General features: G+C 49.0%; 13 protein-coding genes. 5 read left to right on the plus strand and 8 right to left on the minus strand.

Annotated features, from left to right (window positions below):
* Window positions 1-37 precede the first annotated feature (37 nt).
* On the plus strand, window positions 38-976 hold the full coding sequence (locus tag P2H89_RS01555; RefSeq protein WP_275824709.1) for a GDP-L-fucose synthase: 939 nt from the start codon (window positions 38-40) through the stop codon (window positions 974-976).
* 27 nt (window positions 977-1,003) lie between these two features.
* The gene (locus P2H89_RS01560) at window positions 1,004-1,744 is read left to right on the plus strand and encodes a CpsB/CapC family capsule biosynthesis tyrosine phosphatase (RefSeq protein WP_275824710.1); all 741 of its coding nucleotides are present in this window, start codon (window positions 1,004-1,006) and stop codon (window positions 1,742-1,744) included.
* 71 nt (window positions 1,745-1,815) lie between these two features.
* Here P2H89_RS01560 and hemL read toward each other — a convergent pair whose 3' ends face one another.
* The 8 genes from hemL to hemA form a co-directional block, all read right to left on the minus strand.
* Complete coding sequence (hemL, locus tag P2H89_RS01565; protein ID WP_275824711.1) at window positions 1,816-3,105, minus strand: glutamate-1-semialdehyde 2,1-aminomutase; 1,290 nt, start codon at window positions 3,103-3,105, stop codon at window positions 1,816-1,818.
* 76 nt (window positions 3,106-3,181) lie between these two features.
* Window positions 3,182-4,156 (minus strand): porphobilinogen synthase, encoded by a 975-nt coding sequence (gene hemB / locus P2H89_RS01570; RefSeq protein WP_275824712.1) that lies wholly within the window; start codon window positions 4,154-4,156, stop codon window positions 3,182-3,184.
* Between the two features lie 28 nt (window positions 4,157-4,184).
* Window positions 4,185-5,120 carry an oxygen-dependent coproporphyrinogen oxidase gene (gene hemF / locus P2H89_RS01575; RefSeq protein WP_275824713.1) on the minus strand — a complete coding sequence of 312 codons (936 nt, stop codon included), beginning with the start codon at window positions 5,118-5,120 and terminating at the stop codon, window positions 4,185-4,187.
* Window positions 5,117-6,121: an alpha/beta hydrolase gene (locus P2H89_RS01580; RefSeq protein ID WP_275824714.1), complete on the minus strand. Its 1,005-nt coding sequence runs from the start codon at window positions 6,119-6,121 to the stop codon at window positions 5,117-5,119. Before P2H89_RS01580 ends, hemF begins: the two co-directional genes overlap by 4 nt.
* A gap of 11 nt (window positions 6,122-6,132) precedes the next feature.
* Window positions 6,133-7,215, minus strand: a complete 1,083-nt coding sequence (hemE, locus tag P2H89_RS01585; protein ID WP_275824715.1) for a uroporphyrinogen decarboxylase — start codon at window positions 7,213-7,215, stop codon at window positions 6,133-6,135.
* Between the two features lie 13 nt (window positions 7,216-7,228).
* Entirely contained in the window at window positions 7,229-7,963 is a 735-nt protein-coding gene (locus P2H89_RS01590; RefSeq protein WP_275824716.1) for a uroporphyrinogen-III synthase, read from the minus strand.
* A 22-nt stretch (window positions 7,964-7,985) separates the two neighbouring features.
* Window positions 7,986-8,969, minus strand: a complete 984-nt coding sequence (locus tag P2H89_RS01595; protein ID WP_275824717.1) for a hydroxymethylbilane synthase — start codon at window positions 8,967-8,969, stop codon at window positions 7,986-7,988.
* A 9-nt stretch (window positions 8,970-8,978) separates the two neighbouring features.
* The gene (gene hemA / locus P2H89_RS01600) at window positions 8,979-10,220 is read right to left on the minus strand and encodes a glutamyl-tRNA reductase (RefSeq protein ID WP_275824718.1); all 1,242 of its coding nucleotides are present in this window, start codon (window positions 10,218-10,220) and stop codon (window positions 8,979-8,981) included.
* A 337-nt stretch (window positions 10,221-10,557) separates the two neighbouring features.
* On the opposite strand from hemA, the gene hemH reads away from it, so the two are divergent.
* The 3 genes from hemH (at window position 10,558) to ileS (ending at window position 17,355) form a co-directional block, all read left to right on the plus strand.
* Entirely contained in the window at window positions 10,558-11,589 is a 1,032-nt protein-coding gene (gene hemH, locus P2H89_RS01605) for a ferrochelatase (protein ID WP_275824719.1), read from the plus strand.
* Window positions 11,590-11,614: 25 nt separating this feature from the next.
* Entirely contained in the window at window positions 11,615-12,142 is a 528-nt protein-coding gene (locus tag P2H89_RS01610; RefSeq protein WP_275824720.1) for a CopD family protein, read from the plus strand.
* A 1,781-nt stretch (window positions 12,143-13,923) separates the two neighbouring features.
* Window positions 13,924-17,355 carry an isoleucine--tRNA ligase gene (gene ileS, locus P2H89_RS01615; protein WP_275824721.1) on the plus strand — a complete coding sequence of 1,144 codons (3,432 nt, stop codon included), beginning with the start codon at window positions 13,924-13,926 and terminating at the stop codon, window positions 17,353-17,355.
* The last annotated feature ends 1 nt before the right edge of the window (window position 17,356 follow it).

The following is a 17,356-nucleotide window of genomic DNA, read 5'->3' on the forward strand; positions in this document are numbered from 1 at the left end:
GACCTAATTTTGTTAGTTATCAGAAGCTTTATACCTCATGAACAAATCCGAAAAGATATATATAGCTGGTCACCGCGGTATGGTGGGTTCTGCCATTCTGCGGAAATTAAAGGCAGAGGGCTTCAACAACATTATCGTACGTACCTCGTCTGAGCTAGACCTGCGCAATCAGCAGGCTGTGAATGATTTCTTCGCCGCCGAGAATCCTGATTACGTTTTTTTGGCAGCAGCCAAAGTAGGTGGTATCCAGGCTAATAATGTGTACCGGGCCGATTTCATTTATGAAAACATGATGATCCAATCGAATGTGATCCATGCGGCTTATGTACAAAAGGTGAAGAAGCTGATGTTCCTCGGTTCATCCTGTATCTACCCCAAGCTGGCGCCTCAGCCGCTGAAAGAAGAATACCTGCTGACCGGTTTGCTGGAATCAACCAATGAACCTTACGCCATTGCGAAGATCGCGGGTATCAAAATGTGCGATGCATACCGCGCTCAATATGGATGCAACTTCATTTCGGTGATGCCAACCAACCTGTATGGTCCGAATGATAATTATGATCTTACCAATTCGCATGTATTACCGGCACTCCTCAGAAAGTTTCATGAAGCCAGGATCAACAATGCACCGGAAGTAATGATGTGGGGTACTGGTAGTCCTCGCCGCGAGTTCCTTCATGCCGACGACCTGGCTGCTGCTTGTTATTTTCTGATGCAGAACTACAATGAAGAAGGGCTGGTAAACGTGGGCACCGGTGAAGACGTAACGATCAAAGAACTGGCTTTACTGGTTAAAGAAATAGTTGGCTTTAAAGGTGAAATCAAACACGATCTGAGTAAACCGGATGGTACACCCCGTAAGCTCATGGATGTAGGTAAACTGCATAACATGGGTTGGAAGCATACCATCGGGTTGCGTGAAGGGATCGAGAAAGTGTATAAAGAATTCGTGAAGACGGAAGCCGTTGCCCAGTGAGGCGGTAAAAATAGCATTTAGCCTGGCATGTTCTCTATTTTCAAAAAGAAGAGTGTTCCCAAAATAGATCTGAGCGCAATAGGTACGGATATGCATTCGCACCTGTTGCCCGGAATAGATGACGGTAGCCCCGATGAGGCAGTTTCCCTTACATTGATCAGGGGATTGCAGCAACTGGGCTATCGTCAATTTATTACTACTCCCCACATTATGTGGGATGTTCATAAGAATAACCCTACCATCATCAACGGCGCAAAAGAGCGTTTGGAAAAGGCGATCCGCCAGGACGCCATAGACGTTCCATTGAGGGCCGCTGCCGAGTATTACCTCGACGATCATTTTGATGGATTATTAAGCCAGGGCATCCCCTTGCTCACCATAAAAGACAATTGGGTACTGGTTGAATTTTCCTTTGTGGCGCCTCCCCGCAATCTGAAGGATATGCTGTTCGAGATGCAGATCAAAGGATATAAGCCCATCCTTGCGCATCCTGAACGTTACAATTACATTATTTCCCAAAAGAATTTGTACGATGAGCTGAAAGAGCTTGGTTGTTATTTTCAGCTCAACCTGTTATCCCTGACAGGTTACTATGGAAAGGTTACCAGTGAATTGGCGAACTACCTGATCAAAAAGAAATACATCGACCTACTGGGTACCGATCTGCACCACGAGCGTCATTTAGAGGCTTTAAGTACCTCTCCCCACCTTATGAATGGTGTTAAAGCCGTATTCGACTCAGGTAATATCCTGAATTCCTCCCTTTGACCTTCCCAAGGTTAAAATGCAAAACGGGGCCCAGGGGCCCCGCCGAATTGATTCGTTCATTATTTCCCGCCTTACAGAATTTCTTCCAGGCTTTCTTTCGTTGCTTTAATCGTTGCATCAAGATCTTCCTGCGTCAATGCATTGTTCAGGAACCAGCTTTCGAATGCAGAAGGAGGCAGGTATACGCCTCTTTTGAGCATAGCGTGGAAGAACTTGTTGAACAGTTGATTATTGGCTGATGCGGCCGATGCAAAATCAGTTACCGCGTGATCGCTGAAATGGATGCTGATCATGGAGCCCAATTGATTGATCACATAAGGTGTACCGGTGGCAGCCAGTACTTTATCAAGACCTTCCTTAAGATAAAGCGTTTTGTCTTCGATCTCTTTCAAAAGCAGCGGCTGGTCGTTTAGGATCGACAATAAGGTATATCCTGCGATCATCGCTATGGGGTTACCACTGAGGGTGCCAGCCTGGTAAACATTGCCGAGTGGTGATACCACTTCCATGAATTGACGTTTGCCGCCAAAAGCACCCACAGGCATGCCCGCACCTATTACCTTTCCATAAGTTACCAGGTCGGCATCGATGCCGAGTCGCTCCTGTGCACCACCTTTCGCCAGGCGGAAACCGGTCATCACTTCATCGAAGATGAAGAGAATGCCTTCGTCGGTACAGATCTTTCTCAGCGACTCCAGGAAGCCGGGTTGCGGCAAAATGCAACCCATATTGCCCGCCACCGGCTCGATGATGATGGCGGCGATCTCGCCTTTATGTTCCTGTACCAGTTTTTCAACGGCCGGGAGATCGTTATAAGCGCAGGTAAGTGTGTCCGCAGCAACGCCGGCGGTTACCCCCGGAACGGTTTGTATATTGAAGGTTGCCACACCACTGCCGGCCTTTACCAGGAAGGAGTCGGCATGGCCGTGGTAGCAGCCTTCGAACTTGATGATCTTGTTGCGTCCGGTATAGCCGCGGGCCACCCGGATGGCACTCATGCAGGCTTCGGTACCGCTGCTCACCATGCGGATGAGGTCTACATTGGGGACCATACTTTTAATAAGCTCGGCCATTTTGATCTCCAGCTCGGTGGGCGCGCCATAAGAGGTGGAGTACACAGCTTGTTCCTGGATGGCTTTGATGACAGGCTCATAAGCGTGGCCCAGGATCATCGGGCCCCAGGAAGCGATATAGTCGATGTAGCGGTTGCCATCCGCATCGTACAGATAAGTACCTTTTGCTTTGGATATGAAAAGAGGCGTGCCGCCTACGCTCTTGAAGGCGCGTACGGGCGAATTGACGCCACCGGGTATGGATTGCTGGGCACGCTGAAACAGTGATTCGCTTTTTTGAATGCTCATATGTTACTAGTGTAGATCTTGATTATTATTGACCCGATCGGTTGTACGCAAATAGCGACCGGTGTTTCGTTGCGCTTTAAGAGATCAGGCGTACAGCATCCTTCGCAAAATAAGTAGCGATCAGATCGGCGCCGGAGCGCTTGATGGCCGTGAGCGTTTCCAGGATGGCTTTCTCTTCATTGAGCCAGCCCATCTTTGCCGCCGCTTTGATCATAGCGTATTCGCCGCTGATGTTGTAAGCGCTTACCGGAACGTCAACACTGTTCTTCACTTCGCGAATGATATCGAGATAGGCCAATGCCGGCTTTACCATCACGATATCGGCGCCTTCCTGCACGTCCATCAGCGTTTCCTTAATGGCCTCGGTACGGTTGGCATAATCCATCTGATAGGTTTTCTTATCACCAAAGCCCGGAGCCGAATCCAGCGCATCGCGGAATGGACCATAAAAGCAGGAGGCATATTTGGCGCTATAGCTCATGATGCCGGTTTTGGTGAAATTATTCTCTTCGAGAGCTGCCCGAATAGCGGCAATGCGGCCGTCCATCATATCGCTGGGGGCCACAAAGTCGGCCCCGGCCGCTGCATGGCTCACACTCATCTGCGCCAGTACTTCCACCGTAGCGTCATTCACGATCTCCGATCCTTCTACAATACCATCATGTCCGTAAGAAGAGAACGGATCGAGGGCTACATCGGTCATCACCAGCATGTCCGGACAAGCTTCCTTAATGGCTCTTACGCTTCTTTGCATCAATCCCTGTGGATTCAGGGCTTCAGTTCCTTTGTTATCCTTCAGTTCATCCTTGCACTTGATGAAGAGTAGTACGCTCTTCAGTCCCATCGCCCACAACTCCTTTACTTCTTTTACAGTATTGTCAAGGCTCATGCGGTAGTAGCCCGGCATGGAGGCGATCTCTGTTTTTATATTCGTGCCCTCATCAATGAAAAGCGGCACGATAAAATCGTTGGGGGAGAGTATTGTTTCTGCTACCAGCGAACGGATGGCTGGAGATTGACGCAGTATTCTGTTTCTTCTTTGTAAGTGCATACGATTTATTTTACAGGTCCGGTACTCTTTACACCCAATCTTTCGGCTGCAAACATACCTGTTGCAGTTTGTCTTCGGGCGATCCGGGAACGGGCTGATAATTGTAATCAAAGCGAACGGTGGGTGGCAGACTAATCAGGATGCTTTCTATGCGCCCGTTGGTTTTGAGCCCAAAGATAGTGCCCCGGTCATGTACCAGGTTAAATTCTGTGTAACGGCCCCGGCGTATCTCCTGCCAGTATTTGTTTTCGGGGGTGAAGGGCATATCCTTGCGCTTCTCCACTATAGGCAGGTAGGCGGGCAAAAAGGCGTTGCCGCAGGCTTTGCCGAAATTCATCCAGTAATCCACATCCTGGCTGCCGCTTGGTCGCTGATAATCATAGAAGATGCCTCCGATACCGCGGCGCTCGTTGTTGCGGTGTTTGTTGACGAAGTATTCATCGCACTCCTGTTTGAACTTCGGGAACAGGGATGCATCAAACTGGTCGCATACCTGCTTATAAGCGCCGTGAAAATGGACGGCGTCTTCCTCAAACAGGTAGTACGGGGTGAGGTCGGTGCCACCGCCAAACCAGCGATCGGTCACCTCATAGTTGGCATTGTACAGCTCGAACATGCGGTAATTACAATGCACGGTTGGTACAAATGGATTGTTGGGATGCAGCACGAGTGAGAGACCACAGGCAAACCAGTTGTCGCCATTGATCTTGAGTTGCGTACGCATAAGATCAGTTACCGGACCAAATACAATGGAAGTATTGACGCCTCCTTTCTCAAAAACATTACCACCGGTGATCACTCGCGTTCTTCCACCGCCGCCTTCGGCGCGTTCCCATTTGTCTTCGTGAAAAGATGCTTTCCCATCGATCTGTTCGAGGCCCGCGCAAATGCGATCCTGCAGTTCGTGGATGAAGCTTACCCAATTGTCTTTTATGTTATTGGCCGTTGGTGCAGTGATATTCATGATTGAAGAAATGCAATGAGGGGTTGAATGAAACGGTCAAAGGCTTCAATATGCGGCAGGTGCCCTACATTGTCCAGTTCTACCAGTCGCGCACCTTTGATCTTGTCGCGGGTTTGTTTACCTAGAGCCGGGTAGTTGCCCAATGTTTTTCTTACTGCCTCGGGCGCCTGTGCTTTGCCAAGCGCGGTGCGGTCGCGCTGACCGATGATGAGCAAGGTTGGCGCATTGATCTTTTCGAACTCGTATACTACTGGCTGAGTAAATATCATGTCGTAGGTGAGGGCAGCATTCCAGGCTATCCGGTTGTATTCGGGGCTCAGTGTCCAGCCGGCGAGCAGGTTAACCCATTCATCATAGGCTGGTTTCCATTGCCCTCCGTAATAGTTCTCCAGCTGGTATTTTTTGATGCTGCTGTAATCCTGCTTCAGTTCATTCTGGTACCAGGTTTCGATGGGTTGATAGGGAACCACCAATTTCCAATCCTCAAGTCCGATGGGGTTTTCCAAAATGAACTTCTCAACCATATCGGGATACATGAGTGTAAAGCGGGTAGCCAGCATGCCGCCCATGGAATGGCCCAGTACGGATACTTTGGTGATACCGAGTGTATCGAGGATCGCTTTGGTATTGCGGCCCAGTAACTGAAAGGTATACTGGATACCAGTCGGTTTGGATGATTTGCCAAAACCTATCTGGTCGGGAATGATGACACGGAATCCTTTATCGGCCAGGGCCTGCGCCGTGGTACGCCAGTAGGCGCCGTTGAAGTTCTTGCCGTGCAGTAACAATACTGTTTTGCCGTTGCCGTTAACCGGCTTCACATCCATATAAGCCATCTTAAGCGGCTGCTGCTGCATAGTGAAGCTGAGGTACTGTACCGGAAACGGGTAGTCATAGTTTTCCAGGCAAAGCCCCAAAGGCCGGGGCTGTGCGAAGACCGAAAGCAGAGAGCCGCTTGCGATCAACAATACAGTAAGGCGTTTAATAAGTACTGTTTTCATATCGGAAAGTTTTATGCCTGGCTTTTGTGACGGTAATTCTTTACCGTATTCACGAAAGCCCTGGCATGGTCTACCGGTACATTGGGTAAAATACCATGTCCCAGGTTGGCGATATGTCCTGTGGGGCCGAAAGCCTGCAGCATCTGCGTTACTTCCTGCTCGATCACGGGAATGGGTGACAACAGTTTGGCGGGGTCGAAATTACCCTGGAACACAATGTTCCTGCCGGCAAACTGGCGGGCCAGTTGTGGTGTAATGCACCAATCGATACCCAGACCATGGGCGCCGGTGGCGGCCATGCCTTCGAGCGAATGCCAGGCGCCTTTGGCAAATACGATGGTCAATACTTCATCTTTCAGGGCGGCTACGATCTGGCGGATATAACGCAGGGAAATATTTTCAAAGTCAGTGGGACTCAGCAAGCCTCCCCAGCTATCGAAGATCTGAACCACATCGGCGCCTGCTTTTACCTGTTCTTTCAGGTAGGCGATGGTGGTGTCGGTGATCATCTGTAACAGGAGGTGGGCCGTTTCGGGTTGGGTATAGCAGAAGGCTTTCGCATCATCGAATGTTTTGGAGCCCTTGCCCTGCACCATATAGCAGAGCAGTGTCCAGGGCGCACCGGCAAATCCGATGAGGGGTACGCGGCCGTTGAGTTCTTTTTTAGTAAGACGCAGGGCATCGAATACATAACCCAATTTCTCCTGCACATCGGGAATATGGATGCGGCTGAGGTCGCTTGCCTTTTTGATGGGATCGGGGAGGAAAGGCCCCTTGCCTTCGAGCAGTTGTACTTCGAGGCCCATGGCCTTGGGTACTACCAGGATGTCGGAGAAGATGATGGCAGCATCTACGCCTACCTGATCTATTGGTTGAATGGTGATCTCGGCAGCGAGTTCGGGTGTTTCACAACGTTCGAAGAAAGAATACTTTTCACGCAGCTTGATATAGTCGGGCAGGTAGCGACCGGCCTGGCGCATCATCCACACAGGGGTACGTTCGGTTTGTTCGCCACGCAACGTGCGTAACAGGAGGTCGTTTTGCAGGGCGTTGCCGGCATTGTTCTTCGTAGTAGGCTGAGTAGATGATGTCATGTTATTGGTCTTACTATTTGTATGAATCGATGTTTTGTAAATAATGCCAGGCGCTTGCCACCATGGATTCCTGGGTGGGGGTATCGCTGGTAATGATCCTGTTGCTGGTATGTTGACCGAGTGATGCTGCAGTTGTGCTCCCGATCGCAAAGCAGGTTGTTTCAGGCTGCAGGGCGTTGGCAGAGAAAAAGCTATCCACGCCACTGGGGCTAAAGAACAATACGCCATCGTATTCAGCTGTTACAACCGAAGGCGATGCACTGGTTTCGTAAACCACGATCTCCACCACTTGAATGCCTGCTGCTGTGAGCAGTGTGGGGATGGTATCCAGTCGTTGGTTGCCACAAAAGAACACTACTTGTTTGAAGTTGCCGTTCGCTATGATCTTTGCCGCCAGTTCGGTAGCATAGGTTGCGGTGGCGATGATCTGGTCTTCTGCGAATACGCCTTTCATTCTTTCGAGGGTAGCTCCATTGAGCGAGAAGAGCTGCCAGTGATCGGGCGAATAAAAAGCGTCGCCACCATGCAGGTACCGGTCTACCGCATCTACTGCATGCTGACTGGTAAATACAATGGCTTTTTCTTCCCGATCGCTCATCCAGGGCCAGATCTCGGTATACTTGCTGTGGGAAATGATCGGCTTGATCGTGATGAACTCTTTTTCCAATAACTCCACACCTTTACCTGCCAGCTCTTCTTTAAGAGCGGGTTTGAGTTTTTTGGTGCTGAGTATGGTGTGTTGAGCCATCTTATAAGTATTGAACTTCCTGTTAAGAAGCTACTGTTTTTTGAATGCCGTCTGCAATGGCCTGTCCGCCGTTGGCCAGCAGTTCGTTCGCCAGTGTGCTGCCGAGGCCTGCCGCGGAAGCGCGGTCTATGGTTTTTTCGATGGCGACTTTCTGGCGACCGTCTACCGAAAGGATATTGCCCTGAAAATAGATCTGTCCATTCTTCACTTCCGCCAGCGCGCTGATGGGGGTTGAACAGCCTCCCAGCAAGGCACGCAGGAAATCTCTTTCTATTTGGGTACAGAGGGCGGTGTCGGCATCGTTGAAAGCCTGGCAAATATCGGCTATCGCTTTGTCTTCTTCCCGGCATACCACCATGATGGCTCCCTGTGCAGGGGCCGGCAGCATCCAGTCGAGTTCGAGCGATTGTTCGGGACGCAGGTTGATGCGTTCCAGGCCGGCGGCGGCGAAGATGGCGCCATTCCAATGGCTGTCGGCCACCTTGGCTAGGCGGGTATTCACATTCCCCCGCAGGTTCTCGAGGGTGTGCTGCGGATACCGGTGCAGCCACTGTGCCTTACGGCGTATGCTGCTGGTAGCGATAATGAATTGGGAGGCGGCAAGCGGGGAGTGCGGGTTTTCGCCTGCTAGCCAGGCTCCGTTCACGTAACCAAGTCCTTCGGCCAGAGCGTCGAGACTGCCTTTGTACACCAGCAGGTCTTTCCAGGAAGCGCGCTTCAGGGCAGCCGCGGGCACGATGCCTTTGGGCAGCTGGGTGGGCACATCTTTCATGGAATGCACCGCGATATCGATGCGGTTATTGAGCAGGGCAATATCGAGGCTGCGGGTAAAAATGCCCTGCACGCCCATTTCGTAGAGGGGTGTTTTAAGGTCGATATCACCTTCACTTTTAATATATACCAGTTCGGCAGGCACGTTCTGGCTGGCAAGCAGTTCTTTTACCTGCATAGCCTGCCACACGGCCAGTTGTGATTCCCTGGTACCGATGCGGATCGCTTGTTTCATGCAACAAAATTAGTTAGAACCCGTGGCAATAAATTCATTGATGGCTTCTATGTAATGACAGCCACGTTGGTTTTCGCGGCGCATTTTGGTAGCCATACCATTGATCACCCGCTGAATCTTTGCGTCAGCGTCTATGGTGCAGGTTGTTGAAACGGGAGAAAGGCCGGTGAGGTAGAGAGGAAATGCATGGATTTCCTGTAATTTGGTTTTTACCGCTTTCAGTACTGGCACGTGCTTGCGCATTTCGAACCATTCCATGAATTCGGCCATGTGCTCATCGATGATGAGTTTCGCTTTGGGAACTTCCGCTTCACGCTTCTGCAAGGTCTCGTCCTTCAGTTTTGACAGTTCATCGACATTTACCAAATGTACATTGGGTAAATCCTGAGCAGCTATCTCTACATTGTATGGGATCGACAGATCGATGATCAATTTGTCTGTCTTGCCTTCGAGGTGCGATTTTAATATGGTTGGGGTAGCCGCGTTGGTGGCTACCAGTATAATATCGGATTGATCGATGTATTGGCTCAGTTGTTCTAAGGGGGCGTGTTGCAATCCCAGTTCGCTGGCCAGCTCTGCTGCTTTCTCTTCAGTGCGATTGATGAGGGTGATATCAGTAGTTTCGAGGTAGTCGACCAGGTTCTTGCAGGTGCTGCGACCGATCTTACCTACACCCAGCAGCAGGATCTTTTTGCCTTTAAGGTGCGGAAACTGTTGTTTGATGTATTGTACAGCCGCGAACGATACCGATACGGTTCCATCGCTGATGGCGGTGCGTGTTTTAACGGCTTTGGATGATTGCAGTACGCTGCCTACCATACGGTCGAGGTAAGTGCCTACGTAATTGTGTTCGCGGGCAAACTTCACAGCTACTTTCAGCTGGCCTACGATCTCATAGTCGCCGAGTATCTGCGAATCGAGACCGGCGCCTACAGTGAAGAGGTGATCGATGGCATCCACACCATTCTTGATGTAAGCCATCTTCGCAAACTCTTCAGTATTGCTTTCGGATTGTGTGCAGAGTAAGCTGATCAGCTGACCGGCGTGCTCGGCAAATCCATAAATTTCTGTGCGATTACAAGTGGAGAGAATAAATAACTCATGCAAGCCATAAGAAGGTGCGAGGGAGAGGAGGGTAGCATACTGGTCGTTGTTGATCGCAAACTGACCCCTGATCGCTGCATCGGTTTTCTTATAGTTTATCCCCGCTATGAAAAACTTCGATATGTCTTTGCTACTATGTCCGTGCATGAGGTATATGGTTCAGAGAATTGACACCGCAAAAATACTTTCGCAAGCGTCAATCACCTAATCTATCTGTCATTTCACTGTCATTTTAAACCCTGATCCTCATCACATAAAGTGGTGAGGATGATCAACCTTTTGCAGGTAGGCAATTGGCGGAATTGGCCATGGAGCAGCCTTTCAACGACCGGAAAGGGAGCGTGCAAACGTTTCCGGAAGTGGGAAAACTGAACATTGCGAACAGTTGTTTGTCACATAGCATGTGATGGATATGTTATTGTGTTGGCTAAAAAATAATTGTTGAGGCCCGTTACTGATTTACTTTTGCACCTATTTCAAACGTATGGCAGCTACTAAAAGAGGCATTGTTTTGATGAATCTGGGATCACCCGATTCAACCTCAGTAAAGGATGTAAGGCGTTACCTGGATGAGTTTCTCATGGATGGCCGTGTGATCGACACGCCCTTGTTATGGAGGGCATTATTGGTGAAAGGGATCATCGTTCCCTTCCGCGCGCCTAAATCGGCAGAAGCGTATAAATCGATCTGGACCAAAGAAGGTTCGCCGCTTATCGTGATCAGCAAACAATTGCAGGAAGCGTTGCAGGCTGAGGTGGAGGAACCTGTTGCACTGGCGATGCGTTATGGTAGTCCGGCCCCGTGGACGGCCTTCGACGAACTGTTGGAAAAGCAGCCCGATCTGGAGGAAGTAGTGGTGGTGCCCTTATATCCTCACTATGCGATGTCGAGTTATGAAACGGCGGTTGAATGTGCGAGGAAGGCCCATAAGAAAGGCAACTACAAGTTCAGATTGACTTTCGTACCGCCCTTCTATGATGATGCGGATTTTATCGATGCACTGGTAGAGAGCATCAAGCCCTATCTTAACCAGGAGTATGACAAGATCATCTTCAGCTATCATGGTATTCCCGAGCGGCACATTCAAAAAAGCGACCCAACGGGCAATCATTGCCTGAAGTTCAAAGAAGGGGACAACTGTTGTGCAAAGAAATCTGAAGCCCATAAAACCTGTTATCGCCATCAGTGTATCGTAACTACTGAGCTGGTATCAAAGGCGTTGAACATTCCTGCTTCCAAAGTAGAATTCTCTTTTCAATCGCGCCTCGGCCGCGATGAATGGCTGAAACCCTATACAGCAGTGCGTTTGGCGGAGTGGCCGAAAGAAGGTGTGAAGAAAGTGTTGTTGCTGTGCCCCGCCTTTGTAAGCGATTGTCTCGAAACGCTCGAAGAGATGGGGGAAGAAGGACGCGAGATATTTCTGCATGCAGGTGGTGAAGAATTTACATTGATCCCTTGCCTCAATGTTCAACCGACGTGGGTGAAGGCGTTGAAGAAATTAATTGAGCGCGTATAATCTTTTCACTTAACGTACTGCATGTATGTATCTCTACATTAAGGCGCTGCATATCATCTTCATTGTAACCTGGTTTGCCGGCATGTTCTATATGCCGCGGTTGTTCATTTACAATACGGAAGCAGGCGACAAACCCGAAGCCGCAAAGGCGGCGCTGCGTGAGCAGTTTGCCATCATGATGAAACGGCTTTGGTACGGTATCACCTGGCCATCTGCTGTGCTTACACTTATATTCGGACTTACTACCTGGCACCTGATGGGCGCTACGCCGGAATGGTTGAAAGTGAAATTGCTTTTTGTGATAGGTCTGTATATTTATCATTTCACCCTGCATGTCATTTTCAAACAGCAACAGCAAGGCGTGTTTAAATATTCTTCTCAACAACTGCGTATCTGGAATGAAGTGGCGACCATCTTCCTGGTGGCCATTGTGATGCTGGTGGTGGTGAAGCAAAGTCTCAGCTTTCTATGGGGCATCGTTGGTTTGCTGCTCTTCGTGATTTTGCTGATGAGCGCCATTAAGATCTACAAAATATTGAGAGACAAGAAATAGTGGCACAACGCTGACTATTTCCGGAACTCGGGTATATAGCTGGGAAACCTACTGTAAACCTGGCCTCATCCATGTGTCAACCATGTAACAAATGGGGGTGTTCGTCAATGGCAGACACATAGATCACAGATGGTTGATCCGTGGGTTGCCTTATGATTGTATGATATTCAGAGTTTTACATCTCAGCCGCTGATGGATTGCGACATGATTGCCGCCTAAGCCGGTGATAAACAGATAATTAGCGTCAAAGCGACATAACCCGAGTCGTTTGCTAAAAACGTAGAACCAATTAATTATCAAAGGAAAATAAAAATACTGAAGGAGAAGTATAATGCGGGGAGGTATATAAATGAGAAAAACCTTTCCAACGCCATTAGAGTTTTAAAAGGAAAGGGGAGCAGGAATACTCCCCTTTTTAACCCCTAAACCCTAAACCGTAGAAAAGGTTTTTCATGTAATGCATTATAAAAATAAATCAAATATCTGAATTTGTTGCAGTAAATATTCTTAGGATATGTTGCAAATTTCGCGCCGTAAATTCCCTCCTTCACACTTTCTGTTATTTGCAATTACTGCATCATCGTAACGTGAGATATATTTCCATAAATTATGCCAAAGCTGGTCTTTTGAAGAAACAATTTTCCAAATGACAGATTTGTTAAGCTATTTAATCCCATTTTAACCAATAGCTCTAACAACACGACCGGATGCGGGTAGTAGCAACATTATCAGGGTATAAGTTTTTGCATCAGTTTAAAAAGTTCTCCAGCCACTAAATACACTTGTTCTGTGAATATTGTTGATTTTTTTTCCCATTCCACACTTCTTTGCTGCATCTGGGTAATGAACTAACTGTTTCCAACGGTTGCAAATATTTTATTTTATACCTATGGGGCAGCTAATAGCGGTTTACCAGTAGTAAAATAAGGTGCACTAAGGTTTTGAATACCCGAAAAATGTCAAAACAAGGCGATATGACCATAATGCTTACCTGAGTATTAATGTTGTTAAATGGAGTATTCCATAATTAATGGAGAAACCCTCCGTCTTTTTAGTAGTCTGCCCGGATTTGCCATTGATTTTTCTCAATCGGTTATTGCCCGCCACCCTGATACAATGAATGTATAGTAGTTGCACCCGGAACTTATTTCATTTTCTCCAGGCCATGTTGCTGTTGAACCATTAAAATCGTAATGAACGCAAGTAAAAATCGGGGGGCGGTGACAGCGGGGGTGGGTTCAGGTTGGAGATTGACTAACCGGGGCCGATACCTGGTTGTCAGCAAATGGAGTTTGTTGAATACTGTGAAGTGGTGCCAAGACCACTTGAGACAGCAGGCATTGCGCCTGGCAAGACCTCACACATGCTCTACGCACCCTACCCCAACCCTACTTGAGCTTGTCAATAAGGATAAGACATCCGGAGTACCTCAATGACCCCATCAGGCGAGTACCAGTGTATGTAGGGTGAACTATCACCGGGTGTGGGCGCCAGAAAGGGCTCTGTAGTTCCTCTATAACTGCTCTGTAGGTCCTCTGTAGGTGCTCTGTAGTTTTTGTCATATGATAATCAATAATATGTGTTTTGGCCGGGATGATAGCCAATCAAGCTGGCCTGGCCGGTGGTAAGGCGGCTGGCCTGGCAGGCTGTTCGTGATGCGAAAAGGCTGCCGGTGGGGGACTGGAATTGAGCGGCCTTATAACGGTCCCCATATAGGTATATTTCTGTAACTTTGCACACTTTTTAACTACAATTTTTACGCGGCTCACGCAAAACATATTATGTCGTCCAAATACAGAGAGTTTTCACATTTGAATTTGCCTGCTATGGAGCAGGAGATCCTGGCTTTATGGAATGAGCAACAGGCTTTCGAGAAAAGTATGTCGGTAAGGGAAGGCGCCCCGCACTTCGTGTTCTACGAAGGTCCGCCCAGCGCCAACGGGATGCCCGGTATTCACCACGTCATTAGCCGTACCCTGAAAGACCTGGTTTGCCGCTATAAAACCATGCAGGGCTTTCAGGTTAAACGCAAAGGCGGCTGGGATACCCATGGCCTGCCTATCGAATTGGGAGTAGAAAAAGAGCTGGGTATCACCAAAGAAGACATCGGTAAAAAGATCACCGTAGAAGAATACAACCAGAAATGCCGAGAAGCGGTATTGCGCTATAAAGACAAATGGGATGATATCACCCGTAAGATGGGTTATTGGGTTGATCTCAATGATCCCTATATCACTTTCGATAACAAATATGTAGAGACCCTCTGGTATCTCCTGAGTGTGCTCTACAAAAAAGGACTGTTGTATGAGAGCGTAAGCATACAGCCTTATTCACCCGCTGCCGGTACCGGCCTCAGCTCGCACGAGCTCAACCAGCCAGGCACCTACAAAATGGTGAAGGATACCTCGGCGGTGGCGATGTTCAAAGCCGTGAAGGACGCGAAATCCGAATTCCTCTTTGAGGCTGCCGGCAATCAATCTACGGCTACTGCCAGCGACGAAGTATTCTTCCTCGCGTGGACGACCACCCCGTGGACCCTTCCTTCCAACCTGGGCCTCACCGTAGGTGGTAATATCACTTATGTACTGGTAAAGACCTTCAATCCCTATACACACCTGCCGGTGAACATCGTATTGGCGAAGGACCTGGTAGGCAAATACCTGAAACCGGAAGGCGAAACCGCCGATTTCAGTGAGTATAAGGAAGGCGACAAATTGCTGCCCTGGAGGATCGTGGCCGAGTTCAAAGGTTCGAAGATCGAAGGTGCCCGCTACGAGCAGTTGCTGCCTTTCAAGGCCAACTCGCCCGAGTCTATCAGCTACAGTATTCCGGATGCGAAACCTTTCCGGGTATTGGTGGGTGATTTCGTTACTACGGAAGATGGTACCGGTATCGTGCATACCGCACCCGACTTCGGTGCAGATGACTATCGCGTAGGTAGTAAGTACGGTATTGGCTATTTCACAGGTATCAATGAATACGGTCAACGTGAAAAGCTGGTGCTGGTAGATAAGCAAGGGAAATTTGTGGACGGTGTTGGCGAGTTCAGCAACCGTTATGTCAAGAATTATAAAGACGATCCGGCCTATGTAGATGTTAACGTAGACATCTGCGTAAAACTCAAGAAAGAGAACCGTGCCTTTAAGATCGAAAAATACGAGCACAACTACCCACACTGCTGGCGCACCGATAAGCCGGTGTTGTACTACCCGCTCGATGCCTGGTTTATCAAAACCACGGCGATCAAAGACCAGATGGTGAACCTGAACAAGACCATCAACTGGAAGCCAAAATCGACCGGCGAAGGCCGTTTTGGCAACTGGCTGGAGAATATGGTGGATTGGAACCTGAGCCGCAGCCGATTCTGGGGTACACCGCTGCCTGTTTGGAGAACGGAAGATGGGCAGGAAGAGGTTTGTATCGGTTCGATCGGGGAATTGAATGAAGCGATCCGCAAAGCCAATGAGGTGCTGGGCGGTGATGTCAATAAAAATTACCTGCATGAAGGCATCCTCGACCTGCACAAGCCGTATGTGGATGAGATCGTGCTGGTGAGCCCTTCGGGCAAACCCATGAAGCGCGTATCCGACCTGATCGACGTTTGGTTCGACAGCGGCGCCATGCCTTTTGCGCAGTGGGGACTGGATTATGATAAGCTGGCGGCCGGCGATCCCCGTCCGTTCAAAGCGCCTTTTGGTACCAACTACCCGGCCGATTTCATCGCCGAAGGGGTTGACCAAACGCGCGGCTGGTTCTATACCCTGCATGCCATCTCCTCGCTGCTGTATGGCAGTGTGGCTTATAAAACGGTGGTTTCCAATGGGCTGGTGCTGGATAAGAATGGCAATAAGATGAGTAAGCGCCTGGGTAACGTGATCGATCCATTCAAAACGATCGAGCAGTTTGGCGCCGATGCCACCCGCTGGTACCTGATCACCAACGCTTCTCCGTGGGATAACCTGAAGTTTGACCTGGAAGGCATCAAGGAAGTGCAACGCAAGTTCTTCGGAACCCTTTATAATACTTATCAGTTCTTTGCCCTCTACTCCAATGTGGATGGTTTTGCCTTTAAGGAGGCCTACGTACCCCTGGAGCAGCGTCCGGAAATCGATCGCTGGATCCTGTCTTCGCTCAATACCCTCGTGAAAAAGGCGGGCGAATACATGGACGATTATGAGCCTACGCAGGCTGGTAGGGTGATCGAAGAGTTTGTGGATGAACATCTTAGCAACTGGTATGTGCGCCTTTGCCGTCGCCGGTTCTGGAAAGGGGAGTACGAGCTCGACAAGATCTGCGCTTACCAAACCCTGTATGAGTGCCTGGAAACTGTGGCGAAGCTGATGGCGCCTCTTTCTCCGTTCTTCAGCGACATGCTGTTCAGGAACCTGAATGCTGTTACGGGACGCCATAGCGAGCAGTCGGTTCACCATGCTTTGTACCCCAAGGCGAACGAATCGGTCATCGACAGTGCCCTGGAGGAGCGTATGCAGCTGGCGCAGGACATTTCGTCACTCGTTTTATCGCTTCGGAAAACATCGAAGTTCAAGGTAAGGCAACCGCTGCAAAGGGTGCTGATCCCGGTGCTCAACCCCGGTATGAAACAGCAGATAGGGCTGGTAGAGGACCTGATCAAGAGCGAAGTAAATGTGAAAGAGATCCAATATCTTACGGAAGATAATGGGTTCATCAAAAAGAAGATCAAGCCCAACTATGTGGCGCTGGGTAAGAAGCTGGGGGGTAAAATGAAGGCGGTTGCTGCCGCTTTGGCCGGTTTTACACAGGAAGATATCGCCCTGTTAGAAAAAGAAGGGTCTATTTCATTGTTTATTGATAACGAACCCTTAATATTACAGGTTAATGAAACGGAGATCGCCAGCGAGGATATCCCAGGCTGGATGGTCGCGAACAAAGACTCTCTGACTGTAGCACTCGACGTAACCGTAACCCCCGAGTTGATCAACGAAGGCAATGCCCGCGAGCTGGTTAATCGTATCCAGAAAATTCGCAAGGACAATGGCTATGAATTGACTGACAGAATAGCAGTGCAGGTGACCGAAAACCAGGATTTGAAGCAGTCAATAGCCCAATTTAATAATTATATTTGCACCGAAATTTTGGCAGATACGTTGGAGTTGGTATCTGAATTGCCCAATGGCACTGAAATTGAGGTGAACGATATTTCACTAAAAGTGTTCGTTACAAAAAAAGCCTAAC

This window comes from Paraflavitalea sp. CAU 1676, from assembly GCF_029223285.1.
Classification (GTDB): domain Bacteria; phylum Bacteroidota; class Bacteroidia; order Chitinophagales; family Chitinophagaceae; genus Paraflavitalea.